This window comes from Haladaptatus sp., assembly GCF_049589095.1.
Lineage (GTDB): Archaea > Halobacteriota > Halobacteria > Halobacteriales > Haladaptataceae > Haladaptatus.
The window spans coordinates 1-17908 of record NZ_JBAWAC010000129.1; the positions used below are offsets into that span (position 1 = coordinate 1).

19 protein-coding genes are annotated in these 17908 nt (G+C 61.8%); 12 read left to right on the top strand and 7 right to left on the bottom strand.

Annotated features, from left to right (window positions below):
- The coding region (locus tag WBV42_RS04430) for a sulfurtransferase TusA family protein (RefSeq protein WP_423984973.1) at nt 1-104 on the bottom strand (104 nt) is incomplete at its 3' end.
- Nucleotides 105-313: 209 nt separating this feature from the next.
- Here WBV42_RS04430 and WBV42_RS04435 point away from each other — a divergent pair.
- The 6 genes from WBV42_RS04435 (at nt 314) to WBV42_RS04460 (ending at nt 4490) form a co-directional block, all read left to right on the top strand.
- On the top strand, nt 314-1507 hold the full coding sequence (locus tag WBV42_RS04435) for an MBL fold metallo-hydrolase (RefSeq protein ID WP_423984958.1): 1194 nt from the start codon (nt 314-316) through the stop codon (nt 1505-1507).
- 44 nt (nt 1508-1551) lie between these two features.
- Entirely contained in the window at nt 1552-2031 is a 480-nt protein-coding gene (locus WBV42_RS04440; RefSeq protein ID WP_423984959.1) for a YeeE/YedE family protein, read from the top strand.
- Nucleotides 2028-2498: a DUF6691 family protein gene (locus WBV42_RS04445; protein WP_253227694.1), complete on the top strand. Its 471-nt coding sequence runs from the start codon at nt 2028-2030 to the stop codon at nt 2496-2498. The genes WBV42_RS04440 and WBV42_RS04445 overlap by 4 nt, the downstream gene beginning before the upstream one ends.
- Before the next feature lie 405 nt (nt 2499-2903).
- Nucleotides 2904-3044, top strand: coding sequence for a DUF7512 family protein (locus WBV42_RS04450; RefSeq protein WP_423984960.1), 141 nt, complete (start codon nt 2904-2906; stop codon nt 3042-3044).
- A 2-nt stretch (nt 3045-3046) separates the two neighbouring features.
- Entirely contained in the window at nt 3047-4012 is a 966-nt protein-coding gene (locus WBV42_RS04455; RefSeq protein ID WP_423984961.1) for a sulfite exporter TauE/SafE family protein, read from the top strand.
- A gap of 79 nt (nt 4013-4091) precedes the next feature.
- A complete protein-coding gene (locus WBV42_RS04460) occupies nt 4092-4490 on the top strand; it encodes a helix-turn-helix domain-containing protein (protein ID WP_066148912.1) in 399 nt (132 codons plus the stop codon).
- 31 nt (nt 4491-4521) lie between these two features.
- Here the strand turns inward: WBV42_RS04460 and WBV42_RS04465 are convergent, their stop codons facing one another.
- A complete protein-coding gene (locus WBV42_RS04465; RefSeq protein WP_423984962.1) occupies nt 4522-5166 on the bottom strand; it encodes a hypothetical protein in 645 nt (214 codons plus the stop codon).
- Between the two features lie 130 nt (nt 5167-5296).
- Here WBV42_RS04465 and WBV42_RS04470 point away from each other — a divergent pair, with 130 nt between their 5' ends.
- Complete coding sequence (locus tag WBV42_RS04470) at nt 5297-6631, top strand: MFS transporter (protein ID WP_423984963.1); 1335 nt, start codon at nt 5297-5299, stop codon at nt 6629-6631.
- A 570-nt stretch (nt 6632-7201) separates the two neighbouring features.
- On the opposite strand, the gene WBV42_RS04475 is transcribed toward WBV42_RS04470, so the two are convergent.
- The 3 genes from WBV42_RS04475 to WBV42_RS04485 all read right to left on the bottom strand — a co-directional run bounded on the left by WBV42_RS04475 (nt 7202) and on the right by WBV42_RS04485 (nt 10523).
- On the bottom strand, nt 7202-7999 hold the full coding sequence (locus WBV42_RS04475) for an SDR family oxidoreductase (RefSeq protein WP_423984964.1): 798 nt from the start codon (nt 7997-7999) through the stop codon (nt 7202-7204).
- Between the two features lie 174 nt (nt 8000-8173).
- On the bottom strand, nt 8174-9136 hold the full coding sequence (locus WBV42_RS04480) for a cytochrome d ubiquinol oxidase subunit II (RefSeq protein ID WP_423984965.1): 963 nt from the start codon (nt 9134-9136) through the stop codon (nt 8174-8176).
- Complete coding sequence (locus tag WBV42_RS04485; protein WP_423984966.1) at nt 9129-10523, bottom strand: cytochrome ubiquinol oxidase subunit I; 1395 nt, start codon at nt 10521-10523, stop codon at nt 9129-9131. Before WBV42_RS04485 ends, WBV42_RS04480 begins: the two co-directional genes overlap by 8 nt.
- Before the next feature lie 151 nt (nt 10524-10674).
- Here WBV42_RS04485 and WBV42_RS04490 point away from each other — a divergent pair, with 151 nt between their 5' ends.
- The 5 genes from WBV42_RS04490 (at nt 10675) to WBV42_RS04510 (ending at nt 16990) form a co-directional block, all read left to right on the top strand.
- Nucleotides 10675-11106, top strand: a complete 432-nt coding sequence (locus WBV42_RS04490) for a universal stress protein (protein ID WP_423984967.1) — start codon at nt 10675-10677, stop codon at nt 11104-11106.
- A gap of 175 nt (nt 11107-11281) precedes the next feature.
- Entirely contained in the window at nt 11282-12544 is a 1263-nt protein-coding gene (locus WBV42_RS04495; RefSeq protein ID WP_423984968.1) for an ABC transporter permease, read from the top strand.
- Between the two features lie 416 nt (nt 12545-12960).
- Nucleotides 12961-14484 carry an ArnT family glycosyltransferase gene (locus WBV42_RS04500; protein WP_423984969.1) on the top strand — a complete coding sequence of 508 codons (1524 nt, stop codon included), beginning with the start codon at nt 12961-12963 and terminating at the stop codon, nt 14482-14484.
- 143 nt (nt 14485-14627) lie between these two features.
- Nucleotides 14628-15653 (top strand): Gfo/Idh/MocA family protein, encoded by a 1026-nt coding sequence (locus WBV42_RS04505; protein WP_423984970.1) that lies wholly within the window; start codon nt 14628-14630, stop codon nt 15651-15653.
- A 59-nt stretch (nt 15654-15712) separates the two neighbouring features.
- A complete protein-coding gene (locus tag WBV42_RS04510) occupies nt 15713-16990 on the top strand; it encodes an MFS transporter (protein WP_423984971.1) in 1278 nt (425 codons plus the stop codon).
- Here the strand turns inward: WBV42_RS04510 and WBV42_RS04515 are convergent.
- Nucleotides 16958-17170, bottom strand: coding sequence for a DUF6684 family protein (locus tag WBV42_RS04515; protein WP_253227706.1), 213 nt, complete (start codon nt 17168-17170; stop codon nt 16958-16960). The two genes, WBV42_RS04510 and WBV42_RS04515, sit on opposite strands and share 33 nt — an antisense overlap.
- The coding region (locus WBV42_RS04520) for a cbb3-type cytochrome c oxidase subunit I (RefSeq protein ID WP_423984972.1) at nt 17170-17908 on the bottom strand (739 nt) is incomplete at its 5' end. The genes WBV42_RS04520 and WBV42_RS04515, both read right to left, overlap by 1 nt.

A 17908-nucleotide genomic window follows, 5' to 3' on the forward strand; every position in this document is an offset into this window, starting at 1 on the left:
CCTTCCGAAAGCGAATCGGTCGCCTGCTTGGTCTTCACGACCGGCATCGGGCAGTTCATTCCCATTACGTCGAGCGTCTCCGTGATATCGAATTTCGTACTCATGGTTCGTGTATTGGACGTATCGGACAATATCGGTTAGGACGTTAAAAGTGTGTTGATTATTGTAGAGACCACCCACTACCGAGAATAAGTTATTATACATTGTGCGCTCCTACACGCGGTTAATCAGTTACAACAAATTCGGTATTGCGGGAAATTCGGAATACTATACGAACGTTTTTGTATCTGTAGGCGATAGCTGTGGATACACAATGAGCGAATCAGCGTTTCCAGACCCGGACGCCGAAGTGGCGTCTGTAACGCCGGACGAACTGTACGAGCGTATCGACGCGGGAGACGCCGTCACGATCCTCGACGTTCGGGCGACGGACGAGTACGAGAAGTGGCATATCGATGACGAGAACGTCGAAACCATCAACGTTCCCTACTTCGAATATCTCGCCGACGATCCGGACGACGAGCTTTTCGACCCCGTTCCAGAGGACGAGGAAGTCACCGTCCTCTGTGCGAAGGGCGGGTCGAGCGAGTATATCGCGGGACTGTTCGCCGAGCGGGAGTACGACGTGAACCACCTCGAAGACGGGATGAAGGGATGGGCACGCGTCCTCGAACGGACGGAAATCGAGAACGACACCACGGACGCGACGGTCGTCCAGTATCAGCGGCCGTCGAGTGGCTGTCTGTCCTACCTCGTGGTTTCGGACGACGAGGCTGCCGTCATCGACCCGCTTCGAGCGTTCGCGGACGAATACGTGGCGGATGCCGACGAATACGGCGCGGACCTCCGCTACGCCATCGACACGCACGTCCACGCCGACCACGTCAGCGGCGTGCGTTCCGTCGGAGACGTGAGCGATGCCGAGGTCGCGGTCCCTGCGCCCGCCGAGAACCGTGGCATCGACTACGAGGAGTCCTATCTGGCGGTCGAGGACGGCGAGGAACTTCCGTTGGGAGAGACGGAAATCGAGGTCATCCACACGCCGGGTCACACGACAGGCATGACGTCCTACCGCGTGGGCGATGTGCTCTTCACGGGCGATGGGCTGTTCACCGAGAGCGTGGCCCGTCCCGACCTCGAAGAGGGTGACGACGGCGCTCCCGAGGCCGCAGGGACGCTCCACGAGACGCTGCAGGAGAAGGTCCTGTCGCTCCCGGACGGGACGGTCGTCGCACCCGCCCACTTCAGCGACGCGGCGACGAGTGCCGACGACGGAACGTACACCGCGACCGTCGGCGACCTCCGAGCATCGATGGACGTCCTCTCGATGGACCGCGAGGAGTTCGTGGAGTTCATCCTCTCGGACATGCCGCCGCGCCCGTCGAACTACGAGGACATCATCGGAACGAACTTGGGTCAACAGCACACAGACGATGAAGAGGCGTTCGCGCTCGAACTCGGGCCGAACAACTGTGCCGCGAGTAAGGGTTCGCTTACGGACGACTAACGCGGTAGGAGAAAACCATGCATCCACTGCCAGTATTTGCGTTAATGGACTTATTCCCCCACGAACTGTTTCCGAACGGCGTGAGCCGCTACGCCATCGGTGGCGTTTTCATCGGCCTCGGCGTCGCCGTCATCTACCTCGGCACCGGCATCATCGCCGGAGCGAGTACGTTCCTGGAGTCCACGCTGTCGTACGTCTCCGACGTACCACGCTTCCAGAAACCGAAATACGTCGCCTCCCGTGACTGGCGTGTGTTGTTCACGCTCGGAATGGTCGGCGGAGCGGCCATCTATCAGTTCACCTTCCACGGTGACATCTGGACGACTGACGTGCAGTGGTGGCGACTCCTCGGTGGCGGATTCCTCGTCGGTATCGGCACGCGACTCGGCAAGGGCTGTACGTCCGGCCACGGCGTCTGTGGCGTCGGCTCAGCGTCGTTCACTTCCATCGTCAACGTGGCGACGTTCATGGTGGTGGCCATCGGCGTCGCACAACTGATGCAAGCTCTACAGGTGGTACCATGAGCGCGAAACCGGACCAGGGAGGGTTGCTGTTCTCCCTCCTCATCGTCGCGGGCGGCCTACTGTTCGGGTTCGGGCTGGGCTTCAGTCACATGGCCCAACCCGAGGTCGTACTGCACTTCCTGCAGTTCCAGGACTTCGGTCTCCTGTTCGTCATGGGCGGTGCGGCGGTCGTCACCGGGACGACGTTCGCGGTCGCGACTCGGCTGTTGGGACGGGCACCGCTCACCGGAAAGGCCTACGTCCGCAGGCTGAAATCGTTCGACCGGAACGTTATCGTCGGTGGCGTCATCTTCGGCGCGGGTTGGGGCATCTCCGGCATCTGTCCGGGTGCCGCCTACGCCAGCTTCGGGATCGGGAACTTTCCCATCCTCTTCGCCATCGGTGGGATGTTCCTCGGCGCGTACGCACAAGGCGTCTGGCGGAAACTCGGCGCGAGCGATCGTTCGACGCCGTCACAAGCGGACTGAGCTACGCTCCCTTCTCGCGGTCCCCTACTGACTGATCCGAGTAACCGCCGTCGTCCGTTCTTCGAATAGTGGTTCTCCTTTTGTGTCGTCGTTCTTGTCGGGAAGTACTAAAACGACGACTACGGGATGTGGAACGTACAATGTTGCTCAATGTGAACACAGCCATATGGACGATGGCGCTGGATGATCCAAACAGGTTCGATGAGACACAGAAAAAATGACTCGCTAACGGCGTTCTTGAACCGATAATCCCCGGTAGACGCTAGCGAGACGGTTTCGCTCTCCCGTTATTGTATTGTATGATATTTACAAAACTATTAAGGGGCGTCGGCGGGTAGGCTGTAGCGAGCAGAAAAGTATGATACATACACAACCGCGGTCAGTACGGAACGGAGGTCGATGACGATGTTCGAAGCACTGGGTGGATTCCACGCGGCCGGAACGGTCGGCCTCGTCCTCGGGGAGGCGGTCGTTCTCTACGCAGGATACGGTGTCGTCGTACAGTCGGTCGGTTCGAACGTGATCGAAGCGCTCACGGGTGAGTAATCGTGGACCCGCTCATCATCGCCGTCTTCATCGGTTTCGGGCTGATCATTGGCATCCTGTTCGGGTTCTTCGGCATGGGAGGGTCGTTCCTCGTCACACCTGCCCTGTTGGTGTTCGGCTATCCGGCGAAAGTCGCAGTCGGAAGCGGACTGGCGTTCGTCTTCGGTACGTCGGTCATCGCGGCGCTCCGCCACCGGAACCTCGGACAGGTCGATTACAAACTCGCACTGATGTTCATCGTCGGCATGACGACTGGCATCAAGGTCGGGGAGCAAGTCGTGTTGTGGCTCGAAGCGACCGGTATCGCCGATGCGGTCGTGGGAATCGCCTACGTCTTCCTGTTGGCCGCAGTCGGTCTCTTCACGCTCCGTGACGCGCGTGGCGGCGGGGGTGATTCGTCGCTCCCGTACCGCTTCGACGCGCTCCAGATTCCGCCGATGGTTTCCATCAGCGGGGGTGTGGAGATCTCGATTTGGCTCACGCTCGGCATCGCGCTGTTCGTCGGCATCCTGTCCGGTTTCCTCGGTGTCGGCGGCGGTTTCCTCCTGATGCCCGCGATGGTGTACGTCCTCGGCGTTCCTGCCGTCGTCGCCGTCGGGACCGACGTGCTCCAGATCACCATCTCCGGCGGTTTCGGTGCGTTCTCCTACGCACAGAACGGGGCCGTCGAACTCGCCGTCGTCGTGCCGCTGTTGGCGGGAAGCGCTCTCGGTGCGCGCATCGGCGCGGCCGCGACGAGTCTCACCGACGAGGACGAGATCAAGGGGTACTTCGCGGCCATGCTCCTCGCGGGCAGCGTCGCAGTCGCGAGCAACCGAATCGGGGATGTGCTCGGTATCCAAATCCTCGACAAGGTGAGCTTGGTGCTCATCTTCGGATCCGCGCTGCTGGTCGCCGCGGCGGTCGTCTACAGCGCGCTCGTCTCCCTGCGCAACCGCAAATCGCAGAAGGTGGTGACCGCTGAATGAATGGCACGTTTCCAGGACGTGGTTTTGCACGAACCATGCAAAATCCTTATACGTGCGAATTACCTACTTCGACTCGATAATGGCGAACTCGATGGCCGAATACCTCCAGCAAGACATGGAGTGTGAAGGACTGCTGGAGTGTATTCACGGACTCAAGGAACTCGACAAGCAGTGTTATCAAGTCGTGATACGGAGCGACGACCCGTTGACCATCGACGACATCGCGGATCGCATCGACCGCGAACGCTCGACTGCCTACCGTTCCATCCAACGACTGCTCCAGTCCGGATTCATCCAAAAGGAACAGGTCAACTACGACCAGGGTGGCTACTATCACGTCTACAAACCGACCGACCCCGGCGAAGTGTGCCACAACATGCAGCGGATGTTGAACGAGTGGTACGCGAAGATGGGGCAGCTGATTCAGGAGTTCGAGGACAAGTACGACGAGATAGAACAGCCCGAACAGGCAGTCTAACCCTTCGTCTTCGTCTCTCGTTTTTCGGCAGTCAGACGACGACTTTGACTCGGTTGTACGGTAGCATTCGCAAGTCGGCATCGAGATACTCCGCGACGTGCGCGACGAACTCGTCTTCCTTCAGCAGGCCGCCCTCTTCTCCGTCCTCGCTCAACTGAAGGGTGACTTCGTCCACGTCGTCCAGAGCGTCGCTTCCCACCATGACGGAAAACAACTCCGCGGGAGTGACGGGTTTGCCCGCGTCGATGGCCGCCGTGACGTCGTCCACGGCGGTTTGTACCGTCGTTTCGACGTCGAACTGCACGTCCACCGACACCGCCTGCCCGAGAATCTTGGCCGCGTGTGCTTCTTCCGCCTTTCGAACGGCCGGTTCCAGCGCGTGGGAGAACTCGGCCCCGCTCCCTTCCATCCCGACGTAGACGAACGAGAGCATGGCGGTCAGTCCGTCCATGAACCCGTCGTCCTCCAGCGTTCGGTCGAACACCTGTCGTCGGTCCTTCTTCTTCAAGTGGTGGATGAGTATCGGGAAGTCGAGAACCGCGTCCGTGATTCGCTGGCGAATCCGCGCCTCCGCGTTGCGCTTGGACTGCTCGTGTTCCATCGCCGCCTCGCCGAGCAAGTACGCTCGGTCGGCGGGCGAGAGTATCCCCCGACCTCTGTCTGTTTCGGGTTTCATAATCGAAATCGGATTATATAGCGTCCGATTCTATCCGAAGCTATTTGAAGAGTGTGGAACAACCACCGACAATGGCGCTTCTCAACGTGACGATACGAATACTACACACGGTTTTCGAGGGGGCGATCTGATGGCGAGCGAGGATTCGAGCGACGATTCACCCGACGGGTCGGACGAGGGCTTCAACAAGGCGCTGGCGACGGTGTTCGCCATCGTCTTCGTCGACCTGCTCGGATTCGGGATTCTGATCCCCATAATCCCGCTGTACGCGGAACATTTCGGGGCGAATGAGTTCGTCGTCGGCCTGCTGCTCGCGTCCTACTCCCTCATGCAGTTCCTCTTCGCACCCGTGCTCGGCCGTCTCTCCGACGAGCGCGGCCGCCGACCGATCCTCCTCCTCTCGCTGTTCGGCAGCGTCGTCGCGTGGACGCTGTTCGGCGTCGCGGACAGCCTCCTCTTTCTGTTCGCCGCCCGAATCCTCGCGGGCGTGATGGGCGGCAACATCGCCACCGCACAGGCGTACGTCGCGGACATCACCCCGCCGGAGGACCGGGCGAAAGGACTGGGTCTCATCGGCGCGGCGTTCGGTCTCGGTTTCGTGTTCGGCCCGGCGCTCGGCGGTATCTTCTCCAGCGACGCCGTGCTTTCGTTCGCCCGCACGTCCCTCCCCGCGTTCGTCCCGATAACGCAGTTCTCGCTCCCGAGCTTCGTCGCCGCCGTCATCTGCGGCGTGAACCTCGTCGTCGCCGCAGTCGTCCTCCCCGAGACGCGCGAACGGCAGGAGGAATCCGACGACGAAACGCCATCACACGACCGGGAATCACGTCTCAAACGTCTCGCAAGGGCGTTCTCCAACCCGGAACTCGCTGGACTCATCGCATCGTTTTTCCTCCTCTCGCTGGCGTTCTCCTCGATGGAGAGCATGTTCGTGCTGTTCACCGACCAGCAGTACGGCTTCGGCCCGGAGATGAACGGCTTCGTTCTCGCCTACGTCGGCGTCGTCATCGCCATCGTGCAAGGTGGTCTCGTCGGCAGACTCACGAAACGCTACGGCGAGCGAACGCTCGCGCTCGTCGGCGTCGGTCTCGAACTCGTCACGCTCTCGTCGCTCCCATTCTCGCCCGTCATCGGGAGCTATCTCCCCTCCATCGGGCCGATTTCCGGTGGGCTGTTCGTCCTGCTGTTCATCCTCATGCCCCTCGCGGCGGGCAACGGCTTCGCGAACGTCTCGCTGACCACGCTCGTCTCGAAGAGCGCGACGGAGGACACGCAAGGCGGTGCGTTCGGCCTCACCCAGAGCGCGGGCAGTATCGCCCGCGCCGTCGGCCCGATCGTGGCGGGTGCACTCTACGCGGCGGTCGCCTACTGGCTCCCGTTCGTCCTCGGCGGCCTCCTCATGCTCCCCATCGGCTACGTCCTGCTGACGACGTTTCAGGCCAAGGGCCGACCGATAGCGGCGGACTGAGTGTCCCGATTCGATCCTCGATTCCCGAATTTTATAGAATTGCATGCGAGAATACCACGCGCTTGAGGGCGTGGATGAATCGCCGTCTTCATCTATTCAAACGCCTTATTCGAAAGTCTTAGGTTCTCTTCCCACGTATCTATCGGTGTCGAACCGAAGGGTGCTACCATTCGGTCACCGACAGTTCGAAAACTGGCAGTTGACTCGGTGTTTGCCACGGCGGAAGCCGAAATCAAACAAGTAAGCCCTCGGACACGCAGACCGACACAAAACAATCAGGTACCTCCGAATCCCGTCCGATCTCCGGACGAGATAGGAGTAACGGTACGGTGGCAGTGCCAGCACCTCGTCGGGGTGCGAACCGTAAATGTCCCAACGAACCGCCCAGTGGTGGATGTGGGAGGCTCGCGTCTTTAGGCGTGGGAGGATGTCACATACGAACACGCGGCCACTCGTTCCCGAATGCCGTGGACGAACCGAATCGTCGTGTGGAGCCGAGTCAGCGAACTTCGGCTGTTTTGCCTGCTACCGTTTCTCCTCCCCGTCGTACCGTCCGTCGTTCCCACCGACTCAGAACGCGTGCCGGTGCCAGCCGCCATCGACGGGCAGCGTCGCACCGCTGACGTACTCGGCGGCGGGCGAGGAGATGTACGCGACGGCGCAGGCGAACGACTCCGGCGTTCCGAGGTCGGACAGCGGCAACTCGTCCGTGCGGCGCTCCTTCGCCTCCTCCTCGCTGATTCCCTCCCGCTCGGCCAGTTGCGCGATTTTGTACTGGATCCGGTCGGACATGACGCCACGTGGGGAGACGCAATTCACGCGTACGCCGTCCGCGCCGAACTCCTCGGCGAGTACCTTCGAGAGACCGTAGATTCCCGGTCGGAAGACGTTCCCGAGGACGCCGTTCGCGGACGGTTCCAGCGCGGAGGCGGCGACGAGGTTGGTGATCGCACCGCCGCCGTCGCGGAGCGCCGGAAGCGCCGTCTCGCAGGTGAGTATCGTACTCCGGAGGATACCGCGATACGCCTCGTCGAATGCCGACAGGGACGTTTCGGAAAACGGTGCCGTCGATGGCCCGCCGTGGTTCGTCACGAGCACGTCGAGCCCGCCCAAGTGCTCGATGGCGGTTTCGGTCGCGTTCCGAACCGAGTCCTCGTCGGCGAGGTCACAGACGACCCAGTCGATGGCGTCTGCGTCACAACCCGTCGCCTCCCGAATCGTTTCTGCGGCCGTTTCGAGCCGTTCCTCGTCTCGGGACGAGACGACGACGTTCGCGCCCTCCCGAACGAGTTCTTCGGCCACCGCGCGTCCCAATCCGCTGCTCGCCGCCATCACGTACGCCCGCGTTCCGTCGTATCCGAGGTTCATACTCGCCACTCTCGCGTTGAGTCGCAAATACGTTCCCCTGAAAGGGTACCAAATTATACTCGTTTTTTGTGTGTGATTATAGAACACGATACGACGGAACGACGGCGCGCCGTCGTTCCGAATCCGACCATCGGTGCACCGGCAATCGGTACTCCCTACCGAACCGGCTCTGTCTCAGTACGTCTCCGAGGGCTCGGCGGGGCCGCGGAAGACGGAGTAGACGACGGCGAAATACACCACCACTATCGGCAGGATGAACGCGGCAGCGACGGTCAGCATCGTGAGTGGCAGGCTCGAAACGACGCCTTCCTGCACGGTTAACCCGGCGGCCGGGTCGATGGCTGGATACAGGAGGTTGGCGACGAACGCGACCAGCGCGTACGGGAGACCGGCGGCGGCGACGAATCCAGCCCTGAACCGCTCCGCTCTCGTGGCGACGACGAACCCGCCGACCAGCAGGACGGAGACGACGACGCTAACGATCGAGATCGGCGATACGAGCGCATCACGCAGGTCCGGGCGGGTCACAGCCAGATAGCCGATGACCACGACGACGAGCGCGAGGTACACGAACGAGAGACGTCGACCGTATCGCATCATCTCGGAGCGCAACCCGCCCCGCGTCTTCAGGCCGAGGTACGCGGACCCCTCGACGAGCGTGAGTGCGACGAGCGTCAGTCCGAAGGCGAGTGCGGCGATGGAGACGATACCCGAAGCACCGAGCACCCAGTTGGCCGCGAACATGCCGAGGAAGAACGGTGCCGTCGTACTTCCGACGACGAACGCCCGTCCCCACCATCGGTGCCAGCGGTCGTCCGAGCGCTGTTCGTACAACTCCGGTGCGATTCCCCGGAGGATGAGTGCCGCGAGGATGGCGAACATCAGGAGGTAGTAGCGGCTGAACAGTCCGGCGTACGCGGCCGGGAAGACAGCGAAGAGCGCCCCGCCGAACACGACGAGCCACACTTCGTTACCGTCCCAAACCGGTCCGATGGCGGCCAGCAGCGTCTCGCGTTCCTCCTCGTCGTCGAGGGTGGCGAACAACATGCCGACGCCGAAGTCGAACCCGTCGAGGAACAGGAACGTCCCGAGGAGCACGAACACGAGCGCGAACCAGAGGTTGGCGAGATCAATCATCCACGGCCACCTCCTGACCGGGCGTCTCGCGGTGTGTCCGTTGCACCTCGGGTGCCCCGCCCCGGATGATACGGCGGACGACGTATCCGTACACGACCAACAGCGCCGAATACGCGCCGACGAAGCCGAGAAGCGTCAGCGTCGCTTCCCCGCCGGTGAGTCCGGACGAGACGCCAGCGCTCGTCTTCATCACGCCCTGCACGACCCACGGTTGACGGCCGACTTCGGTGACGATCCACCCGACCTCGACCGCGAAGAATCCGAGCAGGGACGACCAGATGAGTGCACGGAGGAAGCGGTTATCCTCGAACAGTTCGCCCGCCCGCCAGCGGAACCCGCCCCACAGTGCGAGGGCGATGAACCAGAAGCCCAACCCGACCATCAGGCGGAACGACCAGAAGACGATGGCGACCGGCGGCGACCCTTGGAACTGGTTGAGTCCCGTGATTTGAGCCTGTGAGTTGCCGCCGCTCACGAGCCACGATGCCCCGCCGGGGATACCGATGCCGAAGATGTCCTTCGCCCGTGGGTTGAGGATGTCGCTGAGCGACGTCGGGAAGGCGACGATGTACTCCGGAACGTACGACGCGGTTTCCCACACCGCCTCCATCGCGGCGAACTTCTGTGGTTGCGTGATCGCGACGTGGCGGGCGTACGCGTCGCCGTGAATGACCTGCAACGGTGCGGTGATCAGCATGGCGACGAGCGCGATCTTGAGCGTCGCACGCCAGAATCGCTCGTCGTTGGCCCGTCCGCTCCGGATGTAGTACGCCGCGACACCGGCCATGAACAGCGCGACCGAGAGGACAGCCGCGTTCTGCATGTGGACGAACATCCACGGGAATCGCGGATTGGCGTACGCGGCGATCGGATCTACGAGCGTGATAACTGGGTGTCCGTTCTTCATCGCCACCGAGTACCCGCGTGGCGTCTGCATCCACGAGTTGGCGACCAGAATCCACACCGCCGAAAGCCACGTGCCGAGTCCGACCAGAATGGAGGAAAGCAGATACAGACGGTCCGAAACGCGTTCCCGGCCGAAGACGAAAATCCCGAGGAACGTCGCTTCGAGGAAGAAAGCCATCATCCCTTCGACGGCCAACGGCCCGCCGAACAGGTCGCCCGCCGCCGCGGCGAACATCGCGAAGTTGGTCCCGAACTCGAACTCGAGAACGAGTCCGGTGACGGTCCCAACGACGAAGCTGACGGCGAATATTCGTACCCAAAACCGTCGAAGTTGTTCGTAGATTGCTTTTCCCGTCCGTACCTCCTTCCACGTGAAGTAGACGAGGAACGGAGCGAGCCCCATGCTCATCACGGGGAATATGATGTGTACGATTGTCGTCAGTGCGAATTGAAGTCGGCTTGCGGTCGTCGGATCGAGCATGATACCTCCTGTTTCGAACTTCGTGTAGTATCGGTTTTAGAACACGGCTGATTCTCGTCCCACGATAATCAGTTACTGGGAATCATAAATGTTCGCCCCATAACAAGTCCCACCAGTACAGCTTTGAGTCTCGGTGGCGTGTGTTATCCGGATGTACGAACGGATTTTACTGCCCACGGATGGAACGCCGTCCACCGAGCGGGCCATCGAGCAAGCACTCGAACTCGCTGACATGTGCGGCGCGAGCATTCACGTCCTGTCGGTCGTCGATAAGACCATCGTCCCGACGGACGTTCGTGCCGACAACCTTTACGACGAACTCGAAACGGAGTGTGCAGAAGCGGTGGCGGAGGTCGAAGCAGCGGCGAACGAGGCGGGAATCGACGTGGAAACGACGATCGAGCACGGAACCCCGTACAAGATCATCCTCGACTACGTCGACGAACACGACATCGACTGTATCGTGATGGGAACGCACGGGCGCAAGGGACTCGACCGATATCTCCTCGGGAGCGTCACCGCGAAGGTCGTTCGGCTTTCGAAGATACCCGTGCTGACGGTCAGAATGAACGGATATGGGTGAACGGGGAGAATAAGTCGGTACGCCACGACCCCGAATCCGGTATAATCTTGTGTTTCAGGCCGTTAAGACGGGATTTATCGTCATAGACTTTTGTCGGATGACGCCGTAGACGGTTTCGGGTGTACGAGAAAATGAGAGACACGCGAATTGACACGCCGAGAACGGACACGGGCGGATGAACGTTCTCGAAAGCATTCGAATTAGCTGGCGGAACATCCGCGAACACAAACTCCGCTCGACGCTGACGACGCTCGGCGTCATCATCGGCGTGGCGGCGGTCATCACGTTCGTCACGCTCGGTGCGAGTTTACAGGCGGATATCGTCAACACCGTCGCGGGCGGAAACGCGGCGACGATGTACGTTTCGGCACAGTCGCCGAGTCAGAACGGCATCCCCAACTTCGGGGGCACTGGCGGACAGACGATCTTCACCGAACACGACGTCGGCGGCATTCGCTCGCTCGACGGCGTGGAAGCCGCCGTTCCGGAGAGTGGTGTCGCCGCCTCAACGGTGGCGTACAACGGGTCGACCGTCGGCCGTCAGTGGGTCGTCGTCACGTCGCCGCCGTACTTCGACGTGAAGAACCAACGGTTCATCTCGGGCGGGTCGTTCCAGAACGGGAAACGCGAAGTCGTGCTGAACAAACCCGCCGCACGGATGTTCGGCGATGGTAACGTCTCCGTCGGGGACTCGATCACCGTTACCCGCGCGGCCAACGGCGAGCAGATAAACGCGACGGTGACGGGTATCGTGAAACCGTCGGGTGATAGCACGCTTGGACTCGACAGCGGTCCGACGCCACGGATCTTCGCACCGACCGATCCCTTCTACCAGCGAACGGTGTACAGTCCGGCGGCGAAGCAGAATCAGCGGGTGTACGGCCGCATCCTCGTGCTCGCGAACGACCCCGCCCGTGTGGATGCGGTGCAGGGCCGCGTCTACACGTATCTCGGGGAGCACTCGGACGCGAAACAGCTGAAATCGAACAACTACAAGTTCAAGGTGACGACACAGGAGGAACTCGTCAATCAGGTCAAACGGGTTAGCGACACGTTCACGGCGTACATCTCCGGCATCGCCCTGATCTCACTCATCGTCGGTGCCATCGGCATTGCGAACATCATGCTGGTGAGCGTGACCGAACGGACCCGCGAAATCGGGATCATGAAAGCCGTCGGCGCACAGAGCGCCGACGTCCTCCAGTTGTTCCTGTTCGAGGCGATACTCCTCGGCATGTTCGGGTCCGCGTTGGGTGCGCTCGTCGGGTACCTGGGAGGCTACGTCGCCGCACAACTCATCGGGCTTCCGCTCACCTTCCGGGTGGAGTGGTTCGGCATCGCGGTGGTGGTCGGCGTCTTCGTCGGCATCGTCGCGGGAATCTATCCGGCGTGGGACGCGTCCCACACGAACCCCATCGACGCGCTCCGCTACGAGTGAGACGGGTGTTGGACCGCTGGGAGAGGACGTTTGGGCGACCTTGGCCGCTCAAACCGTTCACGTGAACTGGTTCAGCGGTTCCAAAAACGACCGCGACGGAGCGAACTGTTTTTTCGCCGTTCGTTCGGAAAATCGGTCGCTGCACAACAGCGCGTTACCCAGTACGGAACCCGTACCTACCTTCCCTTCATCGTAGGTATTGCTTGCTATCTCACGGATAGCCACTGGATAACAAAGAGTGAATCCTGCGATAGTTTTCTCCGAACGAGAACCCGGCCGCTCCTCCGCTTTGGAGCGGTCGCTCCCCACTACACACTATGGCTAGCCATCAGACGGATTCGAAAACGACGCAGGAATCGCGAGGGTTGAGCTACGAGTTGCCATGGCTTATTCCCGCGCTTTTAGCCGGTGTCTGTGTGCTGTATTTCTACATCGGGACACATCCGTACGGGTCGTTCGGTGCCGGATTGTACTTTCGCATCGCCGAGCAAATACAGACCAACGGCTACGTTCTGCCGAAGACGATTCCGAATTACACCCCTGCTGGCGTCCCGTTCGCGTACCCGCCGTTCATGTTCTACGTGGTGGCTCTGCTCCAGAACGTGACGCATCTGGATGCGTTCACCATTGCCCGATTTCTCCCCGGATTGATTTCGGTCGCCTACCTCATCCCGCTCTATTTCCTTGCGCGAGATCTGTTCGGTTCGCGTCCGCAAGCGTCGCTCGCGACGCTCATCGTCGCCGTCAGCCCGCCGGTGCTCCAGTGGCACATCTCGTCCGGTGGTATCGTTCGAGCCCCGGCGATGCTGTTCTCACTGGTGGGAATATATGCCGGATTACACCTCTTTCGTGACGGGGATGAACGATGGCTCGCGCCCGCACTGATCGCATTCACGCTCACCGTGCTCACTCACCCGATGTACACCATCTTTTTCGTCATCAGTTTTCTCTTGCTCTACGTGCGGTTCGACAGGTCGCTTCGCGGGATGGGGTACGGCTTGATCGTCGGTCTCGGCGGCCTCGTCCTTACGGCACCGTGGTGGTTGTCGGTCATCGCCATGCACGGTTCGTCCGTCTTCAGCGGCGCGGCCGGAACCCACGGCGGCCTCGGCGGTGCGGTTCCTGCGTTGTACGCGCTCCTCAGGCAGCAGATACACGAGCCACCGTTCCTCTCGGCGTGGCACTTACTCCCCGTCGTCGGGTGTCTCTGGCTCGTCTGGCGGAAGGAGTACTTCCTCCCCGCGTGGCTGGTCGTCATCATGGCGACGATGGACGAGGCTCGATTCGTCTTCCTCATCGGGGCGCTCATCAGCGCCCGGTTTATCTTCGAGGGTATCCTTCGCTGGATCCGGAGATCGGCGTCCGTCGGTCGGAACGAAATCGTCACCTTCTCCGTCGTGTTGCTCGCCACCATCGGCCTCAGCGGCGGGATGTTGTACGCGACGGGCGGACTGAACGCCCACGCTGGCAGTCCGTCGCTGCCGGGGTTCGTCGATAACAACGACGTGGAGGCGATGTCGTGGGCGAGCACGAACACGGACCCGTCGGCGCAGTTCGTGGTCCTCGGCGACGCGGCGGAGTGGTTCCCACAGCAGACACACAGGACCATCGCCGTCGGGCCGTGGGGCGTCGAGTGGAAGGGCCATCAGCAGTATCGCTATCAGTTACATCACTTCCGGACGTTATCCCGGAGCCACACCGCCGCGGCGCTGACGAGCAAACTGATGCGGATGGACGTTCACCCACAGTACATCTACGTGCCGAAGGGGGCGTACACGATTCGCGGCATGCGACACACCCAACCGTCGATGATGCTGTCAACGATGCAGTCGTCGCCGCAGTATCATCTCGTGTTCGAGAACGACGGCGTCGCCGTCTTCGAGATGGCTGACGGCTGGTATCCGTCGGGTCCCGGACCGAGCGGACCGATGCCGGTGTGAGAACATGGGATTCCGTTTCGACGCGAATTTCTACCGTGGCTGTGAACACCGGCAAGAAATCTGTCGCTCAAACCGCCATGAAAGATAAGTCATGACCCTTCCTATCCACGGGTCGTACAGATTTCTTCAAAACGGAGTAACTTATGTCAGGACATTCACCACAGTCGGAGAAGGTACGCGTCGGCGTCATCGGCGGCGGATTCATCGGAACGACCGTCGGCCGTGCGTTCGAGGAGGACCCACGTTCGACCGTCGTCGCCATCGCGGACGTGAGCGAGGCGGCGCGGGAGGAAGCCGGAAACGCCCTCTACGTCGGTCAAGGCGCGCGCTACGGGAGCCACGAGACGATGCTCGACGAGGAGGAATTGGACGCGGTGCTCATCGGGACGCCGCACGTCTTCCACTACGAACAGATCATGGACGCGCTGGACCAGGGGCTTCACGTCCTCTGTGACAAGCCGCTCACGACCGACCGCGAGAAGGCCCGTGAAGTCGTTCAGCGGAGCGAGGAGGCCGAGGATCAAGTGCTGATGGTCGGCTACCAGCGGCACCTGAACGAGGCGTTCGTCAAGGCGCGCGATCGATGGGCCGAAACCGATCTGTCGCCGAACTTCATCACCGCGGAAATCACGCAGAACTGGATCTCCCGGTTCGAGGATGCGTGGCGAACCGACCCCGACCTCTCGGGCGGCGGCAACCTCTACGATACGGGAAGCCACCTCGTCGACGCGGTCCTCTGGACGACGGGCCTGGCGCCCACCTCCGTCCAGGCGAACATGACCTTCGCCGACGACGAGAACCGGGTGGACGAGTGTGCACAGCTCACCGTCGAGTTCGAGAACGGTGCCTCGGCGAGTATTTCGGTGTTCAGCGACGCGCCGTGCGTCCGCGAGCACATCCACATCTGGGACGACGACGGTGCCGTCTACCTCGAAGGTCGACAGTGGGAACCCCGGAAGTTGACCGAAATCCGGGCCGACAGCACGGACATCGTCCCGTACATCGACCACAAGCTGAGCGACGAGAAGGCGGCCGTCTTCATCGACTGTATCGAGAGCGGAGCGACGCCGCCCGCGACCGCACGGGACGCGTACGCCGTAACTGCGCTCACCGAAGCGGCCTACGAGTCAGCGCGGAGCGGCGAACGCGTGTCGATAGACCTCGACTGACGGTCGTTTCCCTCGCCGCTTTCATCCGTTTTTTCTCCTTGGAGTGACGACACTCGACAATGACGAACCGAGCGTGGAATCGGCTTTCGAGCGTGTCGGAGTACGACACGCTGTTGTTGACGGCCGGAATCTGGTTTCTGGCGAAATTCCTCCGCTTTTCGTTTCCAGCGCTGTTTCCCACCTTCCGGACGGAGTTCGGCGTCTCTAACGCGTTTCTGGGCGGGGTGTTCACCGCGACGATGTTGGGCTACTCGCTCATGCAGTTCCCCAGCGGCGTCCTCGCGGACCGGTTCGGGGCCGTCCAGGTCATCGCCGTCGGGGCCGTGCTCGCGGCCGCCGGAGCGCTGGTGCTCGGGTTCCACATCCCGCTCGTCGTCCTCATCGTCGGAATGCTCCTCGTCGGCCTCGGGACGGGCGTCCACAAGACCGTCGCAATCCGGTTGCTCTCGCGCGTCTATTCGGAGCGAACCGGCCGCGCGCTCGGCCTGTTCGACACGCTCGGTGCCTTCGGCGGCGTGGCGGCACCCACGGCGGTACTGTTCGTCACCGGGATGGGAAACTGGCACGCGCTCTTCCTCGTCGGGGCGGCGATGGGACTCCTGCTCGCGGCTGGCGTCGTCGTGTACGTTCCGCGCCGGACGGAGTCCGCGGACGCCGCCGATTCGGCGTCCGCGGCGAGCGCGACCGATGGCGGGGAATCGACGGGGTCGTTCGAACCGCGGCGCTACCTCGCGCTGTTTCGAAGCCGCCGGTTCACGCTGTTCGTCGGCGTAACGGTTTGCTTCAGCTTCGCGTACAACGGCGTCGTCGCGTTCCTCCCGCTCTATCTCACCACGCACGGACTCTCGGATTCGACGGCGTCGCTGGTCTACAGCATGTTGTTCGCCGTGAGTCTCGTTCAGATCCTTACCGGCGACCTCTCGGACCGGATCGGACGGCTTCCGTTGGCAATGGCCGTCCTCGCCGTCGCCGCGGGCGCACTGGGGGCACTGTCGGTGGTCGGCAACGCGAGCGCGCTCGTCTTTGGTACTATCGTCGTCGCGCTCGGACTCGGTAGCCACGGATTTCGCCCGATCAGGGGGGCGTACCTCGCGGCGTCGATTCCCGAGGACGTGGCCGGTGGCGGACTCGGCATCGCCCGAACTATCCTGATGGGTGTCGGTGCGCTGGCCCCCGCGGTCGTTGGGGTGCTTTCTGACGCTACCGGGTTCGGGGTGGCGTTCGGTCTCCTCGCGGTCACGATGGCAGGTGGGGCGCTCTTGGCCGGTGTGACCGCGCTGGTCGAGCGCCGCGTGACGTCGCCGTTATCCGACGTAACGGGCGGCGACCCACGTTAGCAGTGCGAGCAGGGCGAACGGGACGATTACCAGGATGAGACTCAGATACTGGTAGAGTAGATTCCGTGGGTACGGCGTATTGAAGAAAAAGAGGAGGAAGAAAAACCCGAGGATGACGAGGGGAACGATGTTCACCACGATGTCGAGGAGGGTTTCACGGTCGAACGGTGAGTAGGACATCAGTTCTCACCACCCGTGCTGTCCGATCCGCCATCGGTTCGCCCGCCGTCATCGCCACCGTCCGCCGCGAGGGCGGTTTCCTGCTTCTTCTCGAACCATACCCATTCGGGCGAGAGCATCCCTTCGGCTTCCAACTGCCACGGGTCGCCGGTCGTGACTTTCGCCCCGTCGAGCCATGACTGGGCGATGTTCCAGACGAAGATGACCTGACCGATGGCGAGGATAAATGCCCCGACGGTTGCGACCTCGTTCCACGTCGTGAACTGTGGAAGGTAGGTCGCGTACCGGCGCGGCATCCCGCCGTAGCCGAGGAACAACATGGCGAAGAACGTCACGTTCGAACCGACCATCGTCAGCCAGAAGTGCCAGTGAGCGAGCGACTTGTTGTACATCCGTCCCGTGATGAGGGGGAACCAGTAGTACACCGCTCCAAAGAGGGCGACGGCGATGGCCCCCATCACGAGGAAGTGGAAGTGACCGACGACGTAGTAGGTGTCGGTGAGTATCAGATCGACGGGAATCGCGGCGAGGAAGACGCCGGTGACGCCGCCGATGATGAAGTTCTGCACGAACCCGATCATGAACAGCATCGGCGCGGTCAAGCGGAGGTTCCCGTTCCACATCGTCGTGATCCAGTTGAACGTCTTGACGGCGCTCGGCACCGCGATGGCCAGCGAGACGGCCATGAAACTGAGTCGGAGCCGCGGGTCGATGCCGGTGGCGAACATGTGGTGGGCC